The organism is Pseudomonas sp. WS 5146, assembly GCF_012985495.1.
GTDB classification, from domain to species: Bacteria; Pseudomonadota; Gammaproteobacteria; order Pseudomonadales; family Pseudomonadaceae; genus Aquipseudomonas; species Aquipseudomonas edaphica.
In genome coordinates this window covers 535,891-552,829 of record NZ_JAAQWL010000001.1, presented here as the reverse complement: position 1 = coordinate 552,829, position 16,939 = coordinate 535,891, and the positions used below count along the sequence as shown (strand labels likewise).

Below are 16,939 nucleotides of genomic sequence, written 5' to 3'. Positions count from 1 at the left end.
CCGTTTTCGTACTTCCCAATAGGCCCGATATGCAGGAAAACGCCCACATCCCCGTCAAAGACGCCGCCCCCACCGGCACCCAGACCCTGCTGCGTGGCCTGGGCGTGGTGCAAGCGGTGGCGGCGGGTGCGCGCGACTTGAAAGAGATCGCCAGGCGCATCGGCACCACCCGCAGTACCACTCACCGGCTGGCCAGTTGCCTGGTTGAGGAGCGTTACCTGCGTGTGGTGCCGCAAGTAGGTTATTTGCTCGGGCCGAAACTGATCGAACTGGGTTTTCAGGCCCGTGACGAACTGCCGCTGGTGACCCTGGCGGTGCCGTACCTGGATGAACTGTCGGCGTTGACTGGCGACACCATCCACTTGGCGATTCGTGAGTACGACGACGTGCTCTACCTGCACAAGAACCCCGGCCGCTACGGCCCGGAAATGCGCTCGCGAGTCGGCCATCGCATGCCGCTGGCGCGCACCGGTGTGGGCAAGGCAATGTTGCTGGATGACTCTGTGCAGGAGTGGCAGCGCCTGTATGAAGCCAGCCTGCCCGCCGAGGGCAAGAGCCAGCAATGGCCAGCGCACCCGGAGCAATCCTGGGCGCAGTTCGAGCAGCGCATGCGCGAATACGTGGAGGGTGGGTATGCGTTCGACCTGGAAGACAACGAACCGTCGATCCGTTGTGTGGCGGCACCGGTGCGCGATGCCAGCCGGCGAATCGTCGCCGGCATCAGCATCGCCAGTACCGTGCCCTACATGCCGCTGGAAAAGATGGCCGAGCTGATCCCTGTGATCAAACAGGTCGCAGCGCGGCTGTCAGCGGAGTTGGGCGCTAAGGCCTGATCAGGCCTTCAAGGTCGCCATGTCGATGACAAAGCGGTACTTCACATCGCCGGCGATCATGCGGGTGTAAGCCTCGTTGATCTGGCGGATATCGAGCATTTCGATATCGCAGGTGATGTTGTGCTCGGCGCAGAAATCCAGCACTTCCTGGGTTTCGGCAATGCCGCCGATCAACGAACCGGCCAGCACTTTACGGCCCAGCACCAGCTTGGCAGCGTTCACCGGTGGGTCGACCGGTTCGATCAAGCCAACCAGGATATGCACGCCGTCAAAGCGCAGCACGTCGAGGTAGGGGTTCAGGTCGTGTTGCACCGGAATGGTGTCCAGCAGGAAATCAAAGCTGCCAGCGGCGGCTTTCATCTGCTCGGCATCGGTGGACACGATCACGTGGTCGGCGCCCTGACGACGGCCTTCTTCAGCCTTGCTCGCGGAGCGGGTGAACAGCGTCACTTCTGCGCCCATCGCCTTGGCGAACTTGATGCCCATGTGGCCCAGGCCACCCATGCCCAGCACGCCGACTTTGTCGCCAGCCTTCACGCCGTAGTGCTTGAGTGGCGAGTAGGTGGTGATGCCTGCGCACAGAATCGGCGCGGCGCTGGCCAAGTCGAGCTTGGCCGGGATCTTCACCACGAAGTGCTCACTGACCACGATGCTGTCGGAGTAGCCGCCCATGGTGTTGCTGCCATCCACCCGGTCCGGGGTGGCGTAGGTCATGGTCGGGCCTTCGAGGCAGTACTGCTCAAGGTCCGCATGGCAAGCGTCGCAGTGGCGGCACGAATCAACCATGCAGCCCACGCCGACCAGATCGCCGACTTTGTGCGCGGTCACGCTGGTGCCGACGGCGGTGACTTTGCCGACGATCTCATGGCCAGGCATCAGCGGGTACACGGCGATGCCCCACTCGTTGCGTGCCTGGTGGATGTCGGAGTGGCATACGCCGCAGTACAGAATCTCGATGGCTACATCGTCGGCGCGCGGGCTGCGGCGTTCGAAGGACATGGGGGCGAGGGGAGTGGTGGCCGACTGGGCGGCATAACCGATGGCGGTGTACATACAGAAACCTCGCAAAAGGATTGACTAGGGAGGCGGCGTATTTTCCGCGCAGGGCCGGGATGCGGCCATGGCGATTGCTCCGAACCTCATGCCTATTCGTCCGGGAGTGCCCTGTGTTTGGATTCATGTGCGCTCAGACCTGCGATGATGCTCTTATCCCTTTTTAACGAAGTTTTTTGCCATGTTGTTGACCCGCCATCTCGATGCCAATGCCACGCTGGTTGCCTTGATTGAGGACCTCACGCCCTGCGACGGTTTCTCCCCGACGTACCTGCCCGGTGTGAAGGTATTGCGCGCCAGTTGCGACGTGGCACGCGGCCCGCAGATCTACGAACCGAGCCTGATGTTTGTGGCCCAAGGCAGCAAGGTCGCCTATTTAGGCCCACGCACACTGGAGTATGGCGCCGGGCACTACCTGATCCAGGCGATGCCGGTGCCGTTCGAATGCGAAACCTTTGCCATGGCGCCCGACGCGCCGCTGTACGGGGTTACCGTGGGGATTGATCGCGTGGTGCTCGGCGAACTGGTCATGGCCATGGGCATGCAGGCCGGGCCGCCGCCGACGGCGCAGACATTGGAATCCATGAGCTCGGTGATGCTCGATGATGCAATGCGCGGCAGCGTCGAACGGCTATTGCAGTGCCTGCACGATCCGCTGGAAAGCCGGATCATGGGCCCGGCGCGGGTCCGGGAAGTGTTGTTTACCGCATTGCGCGGGCCACAGGCGGATGTGCTGCGTGCCTTGGTGGAACAACAAGGGCAATTCTCACGTATTGCCACCTCGTTGAATCACCTGCATGCCCATTACGCCGAGCCGCTGAACATTGAGACGTTGGCCGGGTATGCGCATATGAGTGCGTCGACCTTTCATGAGCACTTCAAGCGTTGCACGCTGTTGTCGCCGGTGCAGTATTTGAAGCGCTTGCGGTTGTTGAAGGCTCAGCAGTTGCTGCTGGTGGAAGGCTTGGGCGTGGCGCAGGCGGCGCATAACGTGGGGTATCAGAGTACGTCGCAGTTCAGTCGCGAATATAAGCGTTACTTCTTGCGTAACCCGGGTGAAGAACGGGCGGCGTAGGTCAGGCAACACACTCTCTAAATGTGGGAGCTGGCAAGCCAGCTCCCACATTGGATCTGTGCCGGGCATAAAAAAGGCTCCCGTTTGGGAGCCTTTTTTGTTCAAGCAACTGCCTTACATATTCGGGTAAGTTGGCCCACCCGCGCCTTCCGGCGTCACCCACGTGATGTTCTGCGAAGGGTCCTTGATGTCACAGGTCTTGCAGTGCACGCAGTTCTGGGCGTTGATCTGGAAGCGCTTCTCACCGTCTTCCTTGGTGATCACTTCATACACGCCAGCCGGGCAGTAGCGCTGCGCCGGTTCATCGTAGAGCGGCAGGTTGGTGCCGATCGGGATGCTTGGGTCTTTGAGCTTCAAGTGGCACGGCTGCTCTTCTTCGTGGTTGGTACCGGAGATGAACACCGAGCTCAGCTTGTCGAAGCTCAGTTTGCCGTCGGGTTTTGGGTAGTCGATCTTCTTGCTGTCCTTGGCGAGCTTCAGGCAGGCGTAATCCGGCTTGGTGTCGTGCAAGGTAAACGGCATTTTGCCGCCGAGGATGTTCTGGTCAAACCAGTTGAAGCCGGCGCCGATGATCGGGCCGAACTTGTGCATCGCCGGGCCGAAGTTGCGGCTGGCGAACAGCTCTTCGTAGAGCCAGCTGGCCTTGAAACCGTCGACGTAGTTGGTCAGTTCGTCACCGCCTTCGGAGTCCGCGAACAGGCGCTCGGCCACGGCGTCGGCAGCGAGCATGCCGGACTTCATCGCGGTGTGGCTGCCTTTGATCTTGGCCACGTTCATGGTGCCGAGGTCGCAGCCGATCAAGGCGCCGCCTTTGAAGACCATCTTCGGCAACGAGTTGATGCCGCCTTTGGCCAGGGCACGCGCGCCGTAGCTGACGCGTTTGCCGCCTTCCAGGTATTGCGCCAGCACCGGGTGGTGCTTGAGGCGCTGGAACTCATCGAACGGCGACAGGAAGGTGTTGCTGTAAGACAGGTCGACGATCAGGCCGACAACCACCTGGTTGTTTTCCAGGTGATAAAGGAACGAGCCGCCGGTGTTCTCGTTGCTCATGATGTCCAGCGGCCAGCCGGCGGTATGAACCACCAGGCCAGGCTGATGCTTGGCCGGGTCGATTTCCCAGATTTCCTTGAGGCCGATGCCGTAGTGCTGGGCGTCGGCGTCGCTGTCCAGGTTAAAACGCTGGATCAGTTGCTTGCCGATGTGGCCACGGCAACCTTCGGCGAACAGCGTGTACTTGCCACGCAGCTCCATGCCTGGGGTGTACACGCCTTCTTTTGGATGGCCTTCGCGGTCGACGCCGAGGTCGCCGGTGATGATCCCGCGCACCACGCCGTTCTCGTCGAACAGCGCTTCCTGGGCGGCGAAGCCTGGGTAGACTTCTACGCCCAGGCTCTCGGCCTGCTGGGCCAGCCAGCGGCACAGGTTGCCCAGGGAGATAATGTAGTTGCCTTCGTTGTGCATGGTCTTGGGCACGAAGAAGTCAGGCACCTTGGTGGAGGCTTCAGGGCTGCGCAGTACATAGATGTCGTCGCGCACAACCGGGGTATTGAGCGGAGCGCCGAGTTCCTTCCAGTCCGGGAACAGTTCGTTCAGGGCGCGTGGTTCGAACACGGCACCGGAGAGGATGTGAGCGCCGACTTCGGAGCCTTTCTCGACCACGCAGACGCTGATTTCTTTACCGGCTTCGGCGGCCTTCTGCTTCAGTCGGCAGGCGGCAGACAGGCCTGCCGGGCCAGCGCCGACGATGACCACGTCGAATTCCATGTATTCGCGTTCCACAGGCTATCTCCTACTCAAGGCTCAACAGGCTTTTTTTTCTAATGGATGGAGGTTCGGTGTCGTCTTGCAACAACGGCAAGACCCACCTTTCTCTCTAGGTGGCGCATTATATCTACACCACTGGCAGCGTCCAATACAAACGTTTGTTTGAATTGCTCGCAGGCTAGGTAAATCAAAGCAACGCGGCTTATGACTGGCTATTTTGGCGTATTGACCAGAATAGGCGTTCCGGTCAATATACGGTCGGTTTTGCGCTTACCGTAGGCAGACAGCAGGTTTCAAGAGCACGTCCAAAAGCAAGACAGGTGACGCGTGCCTAAACAATGGTGCGCAGTTTACACACTGCGATAAAGAATGACCTCTCAGTCACCCCTGACGAACGGTCATCATTTCCCCATCGCTAAGTCATCCGCCGAAGTTTTTGGAGGTGCCCTTGTGTGCCGATGAGCATCAACCGCCAGGTTCGCCTAGGCGACTTTCTTTTCACCGGAGAGTAACGAGGAATCCATGAAGGTTCTTGTAGCTGTCAAACGCGTTGTCGATTACAACGTGAAAGTTCGCGTCAAGGCGGACAATTCCGGCGTCGACCTTGCTAACGTCAAAATGTCGATGAACCCTTTCTGCGAAATCGCTGTGGAAGAAGCTGTACGCCTGAAAGAGAAAGGCGTGGCGACTGAAATCGTGGTGGTTTCCATCGGCCCTACCACTGCTCAAGAGCAGCTGCGTACCGCCCTGGCCCTGGGCGCCGACCGCGCCATTCTGGTTGAGTCGGCTGAAGACCTGACCTCCCTGGCCGTGGCCAAGTTGCTCAAGGCCGTTGTCGACAAGGAACAGCCTCAGCTGGTGATCCTCGGCAAACAAGCCATCGACAGCGACAACAACCAGACTGGCCAGATGCTGGCTGCGCTGACCGGTTACGGCCAGGGCACCTTCGCTTCCAAAGTCGAAGTGAGCGGCGACAGCGTCGCTGTGACCCGTGAAATCGACGGCGGCGCACAGACCGTTTCGTTGAAACTGCCGGCCATCGTCACCACCGACCTGCGTTTGAACGAGCCGCGCTATGCGTCCCTGCCAAACATCATGAAAGCCAAGAAGAAGCCGCTTGAGTCGGTGACTCCAGAAGCTTTGGGCGTTTCCACCGCCTCTACCAACAAGACCGTCAAGGTTGAAGCACCGGCTGCACGCAGCGCGGGCATCAAGGTCAAGTCGGTGGCTGAATTGGTCGAGAAACTGAAAAACGAAGCGAAGGTGATCTGATCATGGCTATCCTCGTAATCGCCGAACACGACAACAAGGTGCTGGCCCCGGCCACGCTGAACACCGTGGCCGCTGCCGCTAAAATCGGCGGCGACATTCACGTGCTGGTAGCAGGTCAGGGCGCTGGCGCCGTGGCTGAAGCCGCTGCGAAAATCGCGGGCGTGAGCAAAGTCCTGAACGCTGATAACGCCGCCTACGCGCATCAGTTGCCAGAAAACGTTGCTCCGCTGGTAGCTGAGCTGGGCGCTGGCTACAGCCACATCCTGGCTGCTGCTACCTCCAACGGCAAAAACATCCTGCCACGCGTTGCTGCGCAGCTGGACGTTGACCAGATCTCCGAGATCATCTCGGTAGAAAGCGCTGACACCTTCAAGCGCCCGATCTACGCCGGTAATGCTATCGCCACCGTACAGTCCAACGCTTCGGTCAAAGTCATCACCGTGCGTGCCACCGGTTTCGACCCGGTTGCCGCTGAAGGTGGTTCGGCTGCCATTGAAGCTGTGGCTGCTGCCCACGACGCTGGCACTTCCAGCTTTGTTGGCGAAGAGCTGGCCAAGTCGGATCGCCCTGAGCTGACCGCTGCCAAAATCGTTGTTTCCGGCGGCCGCGGCATGCAGAACGGTGACAACTTCAAACACCTGTACGCCCTGGCCGACAAGCTGGGCGCTGCGGTCGGCGCTTCCCGCGCGGCCGTCGACGCAGGTTTCGTACCCAACGACATGCAGGTCGGCCAGACCGGCAAAATCGTTGCGCCACAGCTGTACATCGCCGTCGGTATCTCCGGCGCGATCCAGCACTTGGCCGGTATGAAAGACTCCAAGGTGATCGTTGCGATCAACAAGGACGAAGAAGCGCCAATCTTCCAAGTGGCTGATTACGGCCTGGTTGCGGACTTGTTCGAAGCCGTACCAGAGCTTTCGAAGCTGGTCTAATCCAGTTGCTTCACTTATAAAGAGCCCGGTCTTGTGACCGGGCTTTTTTTTGCCCGGCTTTTTTGAACATCGGAGAAACCGCCATGGATCTGCGTCCCGTATTGCTGGCACTGACACTTGGATTGGCGCTACTGCCTGGCCTCGCGCTGGCTGCCGGCAAGTGTGAGCGCCTGGTGATCACCGGCAGCCCGGATGCGCCGCCTTTGCTCTGGCGCGACCCTCAAGACCCAACGCACCTGATCGGCGCCACTGCCGATGTACTGCAACAAGTCGGCAAGGACCTCGGCGTTAAAATCGACCTGCTTTACGGCGGCAAACGCTCCCTGGCCCTGGATGAAGTGCGCAGCGGGCGCATGGACATTCTCGCCGATGCGCCGCTGAACCTCGGCGAGCTGGAAACCCTCGACTACATCCACCCGGCGCTGGTGCAGATCGACTACCTGGTGTGGACGCGCAAGGATTCGCCGCTGGTCTACACCAGCGCTGAAGACTTGCACGGGCATAAAGGCGCGGTCTCCGAGCGTGCGCGCTTGAGCGCTGGTTTCGACACCTTCGCCGGCCAGCAGCTCAGCTTGCAACGCCTGCCCAACTTGACCCCGGCGTTCCAGAAACTGCTGCTGGGTGAAGTCGACTACGTGCTGGCCGGGCGCTACTCGGGCATGGCCATGGCCCAGACGCTGGGCATGAGCAACGACCTTGTCGCCCGTGAAATACCCGTCGACCAGCCCGGCCTGTACCTGGCGATTTCCCACAACTCCGCCTGCAACGATCCGTGGCTGCGCGGACAGCTGGCGAAAAAGATGACAGAATTACCCGCGTCTGGTGTCGCGCAAGCCGCTTTGCAGCGCAACCTCGAACGCTGGAAAGCGCAATTGCAGCAACCCGTCGGCACCCCAGCAAAGTAAGGATTTTCAGTGACTCTTCGACCTCTTCTCGCGGCCCTCGCCGTTGTCGCTCTGGCGGGATGTGCAGCTGATCCTGCGCCGAACGAACAAATACGCCTCACCCAGCAGGCCTTGGAACAGGCCAACGCCGTGGGCGCCAGCACCGATGAATCGCCTGAACTGAAACTGGCTGAAGACAAGTTCGCCAAGGCCCGGGCCGACATGGCCGACCAATCCTACAAAGATGCGCGCATGCAGGCCGAACAGGCCGAGCTGGATGCGCGCCTCGCTGAAGCGCGGGTATTGACGCGTAAAAGCCAGGAACAACTGAACGTGCTCAACACTCGCATCGCCCGACTGCGCAAACAATTGCAGCTGGGAGAAGCCCAATGAGCCCGCTGATCCGTGGTTTGAGTTGTGTGTTGCTGCTGGGCAGCGCGGCGTTGGGCGGTTGCGCCAGCCAGCCCAACAGCGAGCAGGCGTTGCAGCAGGCTGGCAGCGACTTCCAGAAGGTCAAGGAAGACGCGAATGTGCTGCGTTTTGCGCCCAAGGATGTGATTCGTGCCGGCGAATCCCTGGCCCGCGCCGATCGCTTGTCCAGCTACTGGGGCAGCGGCCCCGACGTGGTGCATTACGCCTACCTGAGCCAGCGCTACAGTGAGATCGCCCGCGAACACACCGAGCAGGGGCTCAACGCCGAGCGCGGCACCAAGCTGGAGCTGGAACGCCAGCGCCTGCAATTGGCCCTGCGTGAGAGCAAGTTGGCGAGCGTGCAGCAGCAAGGCAAGTGGCTCGAAGAGCAAATCGCCAGCCTGACCACCACCCAGACCAATCGCGGCCTGGTCATGACGTTGGGCGATGTGTTGTTCGACACCGGTGACGCCGAGCTGCAAAACTCGGCCAACCGCACCGTGCTGAAAATTGTGCAGTTCTTGCAGTTGAACCCCAAGCGCGTGGTGCGCATCGAGGGTTATACCGACAACACCGGTGGCGAGCAGGAAAACCTCAAGCTGTCGCGCGACCGTGCGCAATCGGTGGCTGATGTGCTGATGGACCTGGGGATTGATGAAAAACGTATCCAGGTCGAGGGCTACGGTGACCAGTACCCGGTAGAGGCCAACGCCTCAGAGCGCGGCCGCGCGCAGAACCGCCGGGTGGAAATTGTGTTCTCCGACGAAAAAGGCCAGCTGGGCGCCGCTCGCTAAAAACCTGCATCGATCAGTGTGGGAGCTGGCTTGCCTGCGATGCAGGCGCCTCGGTATGTCAGGCAAACCGAGGCGATACTATCGCAGGCAAGCCAGCTCCCCACAGGTTGCCGCGTACACACAGAACCGATCATTGATCGGTTTTTTTATGCACCTTGCCTCTACAGTTTTCTCTATCACTGCCGCCCGCGCTCGACTATTGTGGCAACTGTCCCCGTACACTTCTAAACTGTGCCGGTATGTTTCACACAAAAATAAAATACCCGTGAAATCGAGTGCTGCGTCATGACCAATCTGTTGCTTTACCAACGTATCGCCCAGCAACTGGCTGAGGACATCCGGCGCGGTGTCTATCAACCCGGCGAGCGCGTGCCTTCGGTGCGCAAGATGAGCTCACAGCTCAACGTCAGCCACGCCACGGTGTTGCAGGCGTATGCGAACCTGGAAGACCAGGGGCTGATCCGCGCGCGGCCGCAGTCGGGTTATTACGTGCACCAGACGCCTGCGCTCACGGCGCCGACGCCGGATATCGCCCGGGTTGAGCGTCCGGGGTTGGTCACCCGCAGCAGCATTATCCAGCAGGTGTTGGTCGAGTCGCGCCGCGAAGGCGTATTTCCGCTGGGTGCGGCCGTGCCGAGTGTCGATTATTTGCCGGTGCGCGCGTTGCACCAGCAACTGGCCAAGGTCACGCGCTTCCAAAGCCCGCGGGCCTTCAGCTACATGTTCAGCCCGGGTTTTGAACCATTGCGCCGCCAGGTGGCGATTCGCATGCGCGATGCTGGCGTGGTAGTGGACCCCTCCGAAGTGGTGATCACCCACGGGTGCGTTGATGCGTTGCAGATGTCGTTGCGCGTACTGACCCGTCCGGGCGACCTCATCGCGGCTGAATCACCGACCTATTACGGCTTGCTGCAACTGGCCGACCTGCTGGGCCTCAAAGTCATCGAGATCCCCAGCGACCCGGCTACGGGCATGAGCCTTGAGGCGCTGCAACTGGCGGCCAACCAATGGTCGATCAAGGCCTTGGTGCTGACCACGCGCCTGAGCAATCCGCTGGGCGCGACCATGCCCGAGGAACGGCAGAAACAGTTGCTGCGCCTGGCCTCGGATTTCGATATCCAGATCGTCGAGGACGATATCTACGGCGAGCTGATGTTCGAACTGGGCCGCACCAAGGCGCTCAAAGCCTATGACCGCCTGGATCGGGTGATCTATTGCTCGAGTTTCTCCAAAACCCTGTCCCCCGGCGTGCGCATCGGCTGGATGATTGCCGGCAAGTACCAGCAGGAAATCCAGCGGCTGCAAATGTTCAGCACCCACTCGGCGTGCAGCGTCACCCAGATGGGTGTGGCGGCGTACCTGGAGAACGGTGGCTACGACCGGCACCTGCGCTACATCCGCCAGGAATACCGCAAGAACCTCAGCGCATTCCAGCTGGCGGTGCAGCAGTATTTCCCCGAAGGCACGCAGATGACTCGGCCGACCGGCGGCTTTATCCTGTGGGTCAGTTTGCCCGGCAGGGTCAATACCCAGGAACTGCACGTGCGTGCGCTGCAGCAGGGCATCAGCATTGCACCGGGAGTCATCTTCAGTAATACGGAACAGTTTAACCACTGTATTCGCCTTAACTGCGGCACGCCGTGGAACCGTGAGGCAGAGCGGGCGCTGATGACGCTGGGGATGTTGGCCAGCCAGTTGTGCCAGGAAACTGCGGCCGGGTTTTGAACCAGGGCTGAGGCGCGTAAAGGGGACACTCATGTTGACCGACTGATCAGCAGGCTTGTCATGCCGCGTTCAACAAGCGAGCATATGGCCCTCTGCCGTTAATGCTGTAGGCAATATGACCTCTATTTTTCGTGCTGTTGTGGTAATTGGCCTGTTGAGTCTGTGTAACGTCGGCACCGTCCTGGCGGCAGCCCCCGTGACTGAAAGCAAGCCCGCAGCCAATACCCAGCAGAAGACTTCGGCGAAGAAACCGGCGCCGGTTAAAAAAGCCCCGGCGGCCAAGAAAAAAACCGGCGTCGTGAAAAAACGTGCACCGGTGGCGAGTAAATCCAAATCTGCCCACGAAGTAGCCCAGACCAAACTGCCACCGGCACAGTTGGACCTGTCCTTGCCAACCGAAATGGTCAGGCACTTGCAGCCCCTCGGCACTATGCCTAAGCCCAAGAGTGTGCCGCTGTTGCCGCCGATGTTTGCGGAAAAACCCACCGACAACAGCGCGTTCCAGATCAATGGCCGCCTACTGAGCAACCAGATGCAGTTGCAGCTGCGTAACGAAGAGCGCCGCGACATTGAAGGCGCTGCGCTGGATTTCGAATTCAAGCAATAAAATTGCGCGCTTAGGTGACGCACGCCCTCGACCATCTGTCGCAGACTGGTCGGTCACTTTTGTTTTGTGCGAAAAACCCCTGTTAGACCATTTTAAAACGGCTGTTTAAGGGCGTACTCTAGCCCGGCCATCCATATTGAGTCGTCGAGGACCTGCCGGTCATGAAATGCCGTGAAGGCTGTGGCGCATGCTGCATTGCCCCCTCCATCAGTTCACCGTTACCGGGAATGCCCAATGGCAAACCTGCGGGAGAACGTTGCCTGCACCTGTCGGTCGAACAGCTATGCCAGCTGTTCGGGCAACCGGAGCGGCCGGCGGTGTGCAGTGATTTCAAGGCAGACCTTGAGGTGTGCGGCAATGATCAGGCCGATGCGATCCGTTTGATCGGCTGGTGGGAGCAGATGACGGCGGCTTGATGGGCTTTACTATCGGAACTTCAAAAATAAGGAATACAACAATGGGTTCGTTGAAACGATTGGCTGTGTTGTGCGGTTTTACGGTGTTGTTTGCTGCCACTGCCCAGGCTGAAGATTGGCAAGTCGCCAAGGACGAAGACGGTATCAAAGTGTCCTTGAGCGAAATTGCCGGCTCCAAGTACAAGGCTTATCGCGGTGTCACCCTGATCAAAGCCCCCGTCGCCAAGATCCAGGCCCTGCAGGAAGACGTGGCCGGTGCCTGCGCCTGGATCCACGAATGCAAATCGCAAAAACTGCTCAAGACCGAAGGTGACAAGAGCTGGACCTACACCCAGTTCAAGGCGCCGTTTCCGGTGACCGACCGCGACTCGATCCTGGAGATCACCACTTCCAAGGCCGCCGACGGCACCGTGACCCGCAAACTGCTGGAAGTGCCGACTTATCAGCCCGAAGTCAAAGGTTACGTGCGCGTAGCCCAAGTGGACGGTTACTGGAAACTGGTGCCAAAGGGCGATAACCAGACCGAAGTCACTTACCAGGTGCACACCGAGCCAGGCGGCAGCGTGCCATCGTGGCTGGCCAACAAGTTCGTGGTGGACGCACCGTTTAACACCTTGAAAGCCTTGAAAGAACACGCTGAAAAATAAGCGCAGTTGATCCGGTGCCTCAGGCCTTGAGTGGAACGTTTGCCGACCGCTCAAGGTCCAGATAGATGTGAGCCCACACATGGGCTTTATCGAGGAGGCACCGATGCAAACGTGGCAGATTACCTTCGTAGATGATCACGGTGTAAAGACCGTGGAGCAGTTCGCCTGCGCGCAAAAGCCCAGCCTCGAAGATGCGGCACACATGATCCGCAACAAGCTCGTGCCCGTGGCCGCCGAACTTGATCTCAATGACCTGGAGGGCCGCAAGCCCGAGCCGACGGTCAAGATCCTCAAAGATCAGAACAGCATTCAAATCCTCGACATCTCACCCGCCGCCTGAACATTTCCTGTAGGACCACGAAACCCCTCTGGTGGAGGTGATAGCTTCGCGCTACTCTGCAATTGAGATCAGCGAATGAATCGCTAAGGTCTGGTCTTGTCAGCTACAGGCTTGTTTTCCAACGGTGTTGTATTTGTCGTAGCTCCCGCGCCAGTAGGGCGCGGGCTTCGGGAAGCACGGAAAGTCTATCCATCGGTTTGAGGAGGACGTTTCATGAGCACAGCCTATCAAGAAGACATCAGCACCAACGTACTGCGCCGGATGAAAGAAGGCGGGTTCGACTTCTCGCGTTTTCACCCCATCGAGTTCTACGCCATTTTCCCGGATGAGGAACGTGCGCGCAGGGCTGCGGGTCGCTTTCGCGGGGAATCCCTGAATGCCCAGGTCAGCGCGCGCGACGATGGCGCCTGGTACCTGGAACTGAGCAAAATCATGTTCGCAACCTACGACGGCATAGGAGACTTCGAGCAAGACTTTGAGGCGGTGGTGGAACCGCTGGGCGGCATCATCGAGGGATGGGGCGTCAAGCAGGAGGTGCGTGGGTTACCCATGTAGTGCGATTTGTATGAGTAAAGCAGCGTATCGGCTGACCTTAGGGTCGGCCGTTTTTGTGTGTGCTGTATGAAATCTCCTAACCGCCACCTCACTTTTCTTGCACCAAAAAAAAGCCACCCAAACAGGGTGGCCCAAAGGGAAGAGCGGTTCGCTGAAACTGTAGGACGTGTCCTGTTCAGCCGATGGGGGTGATTATCCGCAAGCGTGGGCGGGCAGTGAAATCAACTCTGGCTATGCTGTTGATAGTCAAAACCCGCATTACGATGAAGCGCGGGGCGTGACGGCGGGCATTCTGCGCACCAGGAAGGTGCGAGTGGATTCCGTTATTTATTCAACTCACTGATTTTTAAGTGTTTATGCCGATGGCGCGGGCCTTGCAACACGGCTTGCGTCCGAGTGACAAGGAGTACGGCATGACCCGCACTTATTACGATGAAATGTACGACGGGGCAGGGCAGGTCCGGCCCCATTACCGCGAGTTCGCCCGCTGGTTGGCTGATACGCCCGCCGAACTGCTCGCGCAACGTCGGCGTGAAGCCGATTTGCTGTTCCACCGTGCCGGCATCACCTTCACCCTTTACGGGGACGAGCAGGGCACCGAGCGCCTGATCCCGTTTGACACCATCCCACGCAGCATTCCCGCCAGTGAATGGCGGATGGTCGAGCGTGGCTGCATTCAACGGGTCAAGGCGCTGAACCTGTTCCTGGCCGACCTGTACCACGGGCAACGCATCATCAAGGCCGGCATCATCCCCGCCGAACAAGTGCTGGCCAATGACCAATACCAACTGGCCATGCAGGGCTTGAACCTGCACCGTGATCTGTATTCCCACATCTCCGGCGTCGACCTCGTGCGCGACGGTGACGGCACGTACTACGTGCTGGAAGACAATTTGCGCACGCCAAGCGGTGTGAGCTACATGCTCGAAGACCGCAAGATGATGATGCGCCTGTTCCCGGAACTGTTTGCGGCCCAGCGCATTGCGCCCATCGACCACTATCCCAACCTGCTGCTCGACACCCTGAAAAGCTCAAGCCCACTGGATAACCCAAGCGTGGTGGTGCTGACACCGGGGCGTTTCAACAGTGCGTTTTTCGAGCATGCCTTTTTGGCTCGTGAGATGGGCGTGGAACTGGTGGAGGGCGCCGACCTGTTTGTGCGTGATGACCGTGTGTTCATGCGCACCACCGACGGTCCCAAGGCGGTGGACGTGATCTACCGTCGCCTCGACGATGCGTTCCTCGACCCGCTGGCCTTCAACCCCGACTCCATGCTCGGCGTGCCCGGCCTGCTGGCCGCATACCGCTCGGGCAATGTAGTGCTGGCCAATGCGATCGGCACCGGGGTGGCGGATGACAAATCGGTGTACCCGTTTGTCACCGAGATGATCCGTTTTTACCTGGATGAAGAGCCTATTCTGCAGAACGTGCCGACCTTTCAATGCCGCAAGCCTGATGAATTGTCCCACGTGCTGGCCAACTTGCCGGAGCTGGTGGTCAAGGAAACCCAAGGCTCCGGCGGCTACGGCATGCTGGTCGGCCCAGCCTCCACTGCGGCGGAAATCGAAGCCTTCCGCGCCCGTATCAAGGCCAAACCCCACGCCTATATCGCCCAGCCGACCCTGTGTTTATCCACCTGCCCGACCTTTGTTGAAAACGGCATCGCGCCACGGCATATCGACCTGCGCCCGTTCGTCTTGTCCGGCAAGGAAACCCGCGTGGTCCCCGGCGGCCTGACCCGCGTAGCGCTGCGTGAAGGTTCGCTGGTGGTCAACTCGTCCCAGGGCGGCGGCACCAAAGACACCTGGGTGGTCGAGGATTGAACCATGTTGAGTAGAACTGCCTCGGATTTGTACTGGATGTCTCGCTACCTGGAGCGCGCGGAAAACCTCGCGCGCATGCTTGATGTCAGCTATTCGCTGTCGCTGATGCCCCAGGATGGACGCGGCGATGGCCTGCACGAACTGGCCATGCCGCTGCTGATCACCGGCACCCTCGATGATTACCACGCGCGTCACGGTGAGTTGCATGCCGAGCGCCTGCTGCACTTTTTCGCACTGGACGCGGCCAACCCGGCGAGCATCTACAGCTGCCTCGGCGCCGCGCGGGCCAGCGCCCATGCGGTGCGCGGGCGAATTACCGCTGACATGTGGGAAAACATCAACACCACCTGGCTGGATATTCGCGATATCGCCCGGCAAGGGCTTAGCCGTTATGGCATGAGCCGTTTTTGTGAATGGGTCAAGGAGCGCTCGCACCTGTTCCGGGGCGCCACCTACGGCACCATCATGCGTAACGATGCGTTTCGCTTTATTCGCCTGGGCACCTTTATCGAACGCGCCGACAACACCCTGCGGCTGCTTGACGCTCGCTACGAAATGGCCGGTGACCAAGCAGCCGTCGTCACCGACGGCACGGCCCACGCCTACTATCAGTGGAGCGCCCTGCTGCGCGCCTTGTCGTCGTTCGAGGCCTACACCGAGATCTACCGCGACGCGCCCGGCGCCCGGCAAGTGGCTGAATTACTGTTGCTACGCGCCGACGTCCCGCGCTCATTAAGGGCGTGCAGCGAAGAGATCGACCAGATCCTCGCCAGCCTGCCCGGCATCAACGGCCGTCCGGCCCAGCGCCTGGCCGCCGAGATGGACGCGCGCCTGCGCTTTACCGCTATTGACGAAATCATCGAGGAAGGCCTGCACGCCTGGCTGACCGACTTCATCCCCTTGGTGCGCCAGTTGGGCGACGCCATTTACAGTTCCTACCTGGAGGCCGCATGAGACTCTCCATCAGCCACGAAACCACCTACCACTACGAAGACCAGGTGCGCGCCAGCATTCAGTACCTGCGCCTTACGCCCCACGACAGCGAGCGCCAGCATGTGATCAGCTGGCAGCTGGATTTGCCGCGCCCGGTGCGCGCGCAGGTCGACCCGTTCGGCAATATCCTGCACGTGTTGACCCTGGATGAGCCCCACGATGCGATCATCATTGGCGCCCGAGGCCAGGTGGATATCGACGAGTTGCGCGAGGCGGAACACGAGAGCCAGTCAGCGTTTCCGTTCCTGCGCAGCACGCGCCTGACAGAACCCGATGAAGCATTGCTGGGTTTTGCGCAACAGCACTGCCAGCAACGTCGCGATCGCAACGCGTTGATCGACCTGATGCACGCGCTCAACCAATCAATGGTCTACACGCCTGGCGCCACCGAAGTCGACACCTGCGCGGCCCAGGCCTTTGCCGGGCGTGCAGGCGTGTGTCAGGACCACACCCACGCGTTCCTGGCCTGCGCGCGCAGCCTGGGGATACCTGCGCGGTATGTGTCGGGGTATTTGTACACCGAAGACAGCACGCACCTGGCGAGCCACGCCTGGGCCGAAGCCTGGCTGGATGACGCCTGGTACAGCTTTGATGTGACCAACCAACTGGCCCGACCGGAGCGGCATTTGAAGCTGGCCGTAGGTTTGGATTACCTCGACGCCTGCCCGGTGCGCGGTATGCGCAGAGGCGGTGGGCATGAGCAAATGCATGCCAAGGTGTTCGTGGCGCCGACGCCGGTGATTTCGGTGCAGCAGCAATAGGCACAGCACTTTAAGTGTGGGAGCTGGCTTGCCTGCGATAGCAGTGGGTCAGCT

General features: G+C 60.0%; 18 protein-coding genes. 16 read left to right on the top strand and 2 right to left on the bottom strand.

Going from position 1 to position 16,939, the window contains the following annotated elements; translation table 11 throughout:
• Positions 1-29 precede the first annotated feature (29 nt).
• Positions 30-833, top strand: coding sequence for an IclR family transcriptional regulator (locus HBO41_RS02430; RefSeq protein ID WP_017138343.1), 804 nt, complete (start codon positions 30-32; stop codon positions 831-833).
• Here HBO41_RS02430 and HBO41_RS02425 read toward each other — a convergent pair whose 3' ends face one another.
• Positions 834-1,886, bottom strand: coding sequence for an NAD(P)-dependent alcohol dehydrogenase (locus HBO41_RS02425; RefSeq protein ID WP_099548762.1), 1,053 nt, complete (start codon positions 1,884-1,886; stop codon positions 834-836). It lies immediately after the preceding gene.
• A 181-nt stretch (positions 1,887-2,067) separates the two neighbouring features.
• On the opposite strand from HBO41_RS02425, the gene HBO41_RS02420 reads away from it, so the two are divergent.
• Entirely contained in the window at positions 2,068-2,961 is an 894-nt protein-coding gene (locus HBO41_RS02420) for an AraC family transcriptional regulator (RefSeq protein WP_017138341.1), read from the top strand.
• A gap of 114 nt (positions 2,962-3,075) precedes the next feature.
• Here HBO41_RS02420 and HBO41_RS02415 read toward each other — a convergent pair whose 3' ends face one another.
• Positions 3,076-4,740 carry an electron transfer flavoprotein-ubiquinone oxidoreductase gene (locus tag HBO41_RS02415; protein ID WP_169985024.1) on the bottom strand — a complete coding sequence of 555 codons (1,665 nt, stop codon included), beginning with the start codon at positions 4,738-4,740 and terminating at the stop codon, positions 3,076-3,078.
• 507 nt (positions 4,741-5,247) lie between these two features.
• Between HBO41_RS02415 and HBO41_RS02410 the strand changes: the two genes are divergently transcribed.
• The 14 genes from HBO41_RS02410 (at position 5,248) to HBO41_RS02345 (ending at position 16,885) form a co-directional block, all read left to right on the top strand.
• Entirely contained in the window at positions 5,248-5,997 is a 750-nt protein-coding gene (locus tag HBO41_RS02410; RefSeq protein WP_017138339.1) for an electron transfer flavoprotein subunit beta/FixA family protein, read from the top strand.
• Positions 5,998-5,999: 2 nt separating this feature from the next.
• Entirely contained in the window at positions 6,000-6,929 is a 930-nt protein-coding gene (locus tag HBO41_RS02405; protein WP_099548763.1) for an electron transfer flavoprotein subunit alpha/FixB family protein, read from the top strand.
• A gap of 83 nt (positions 6,930-7,012) precedes the next feature.
• Positions 7,013-7,834: an ABC transporter substrate-binding protein gene (locus HBO41_RS02400; RefSeq protein ID WP_099548764.1), complete on the top strand. Its 822-nt coding sequence runs from the start codon at positions 7,013-7,015 to the stop codon at positions 7,832-7,834.
• A 9-nt stretch (positions 7,835-7,843) separates the two neighbouring features.
• Complete coding sequence (locus HBO41_RS02395; RefSeq protein ID WP_099548765.1) at positions 7,844-8,206, top strand: DUF4398 domain-containing protein; 363 nt, start codon at positions 7,844-7,846, stop codon at positions 8,204-8,206.
• Positions 8,203-9,018 (top strand): OmpA family protein, encoded by an 816-nt coding sequence (locus HBO41_RS02390; RefSeq protein ID WP_017138336.1) that lies wholly within the window; start codon positions 8,203-8,205, stop codon positions 9,016-9,018. Before HBO41_RS02395 ends, HBO41_RS02390 begins: the two co-directional genes overlap by 4 nt.
• Before the next feature lie 285 nt (positions 9,019-9,303).
• On the top strand, positions 9,304-10,743 hold the full coding sequence (locus tag HBO41_RS02385) for a PLP-dependent aminotransferase family protein (protein WP_017138335.1): 1,440 nt from the start codon (positions 9,304-9,306) through the stop codon (positions 10,741-10,743).
• Between the two features lie 115 nt (positions 10,744-10,858).
• Complete coding sequence (locus HBO41_RS02380; protein ID WP_017138334.1) at positions 10,859-11,350, top strand: hypothetical protein; 492 nt, start codon at positions 10,859-10,861, stop codon at positions 11,348-11,350.
• A gap of 161 nt (positions 11,351-11,511) precedes the next feature.
• Positions 11,512-11,766 carry a YkgJ family cysteine cluster protein gene (locus tag HBO41_RS02375; protein WP_017138333.1) on the top strand — a complete coding sequence of 85 codons (255 nt, stop codon included), beginning with the start codon at positions 11,512-11,514 and terminating at the stop codon, positions 11,764-11,766.
• A 41-nt stretch (positions 11,767-11,807) separates the two neighbouring features.
• Positions 11,808-12,413: an START domain-containing protein gene (locus HBO41_RS02370; protein ID WP_017138332.1), complete on the top strand. Its 606-nt coding sequence runs from the start codon at positions 11,808-11,810 to the stop codon at positions 12,411-12,413.
• Between the two features lie 103 nt (positions 12,414-12,516).
• Complete coding sequence (locus HBO41_RS02365; protein ID WP_026013791.1) at positions 12,517-12,753, top strand: hypothetical protein; 237 nt, start codon at positions 12,517-12,519, stop codon at positions 12,751-12,753.
• 213 nt (positions 12,754-12,966) lie between these two features.
• On the top strand, positions 12,967-13,308 hold the full coding sequence (locus HBO41_RS02360; protein WP_003193463.1) for a ribonuclease E inhibitor RraB: 342 nt from the start codon (positions 12,967-12,969) through the stop codon (positions 13,306-13,308).
• A 413-nt stretch (positions 13,309-13,721) separates the two neighbouring features.
• A complete protein-coding gene (locus HBO41_RS02355; protein WP_169985022.1) occupies positions 13,722-15,131 on the top strand; it encodes a circularly permuted type 2 ATP-grasp protein in 1,410 nt (469 codons plus the stop codon).
• A gap of 3 nt (positions 15,132-15,134) precedes the next feature.
• Entirely contained in the window at positions 15,135-16,085 is a 951-nt protein-coding gene (locus HBO41_RS02350; protein WP_017138328.1) for an alpha-E domain-containing protein, read from the top strand.
• Positions 16,082-16,885, top strand: a complete 804-nt coding sequence (locus tag HBO41_RS02345; protein WP_017138327.1) for a transglutaminase family protein — start codon at positions 16,082-16,084, stop codon at positions 16,883-16,885. The genes HBO41_RS02350 and HBO41_RS02345 overlap by 4 nt, the downstream gene beginning before the upstream one ends.
• Positions 16,886-16,939 lie beyond the last annotated feature (54 nt).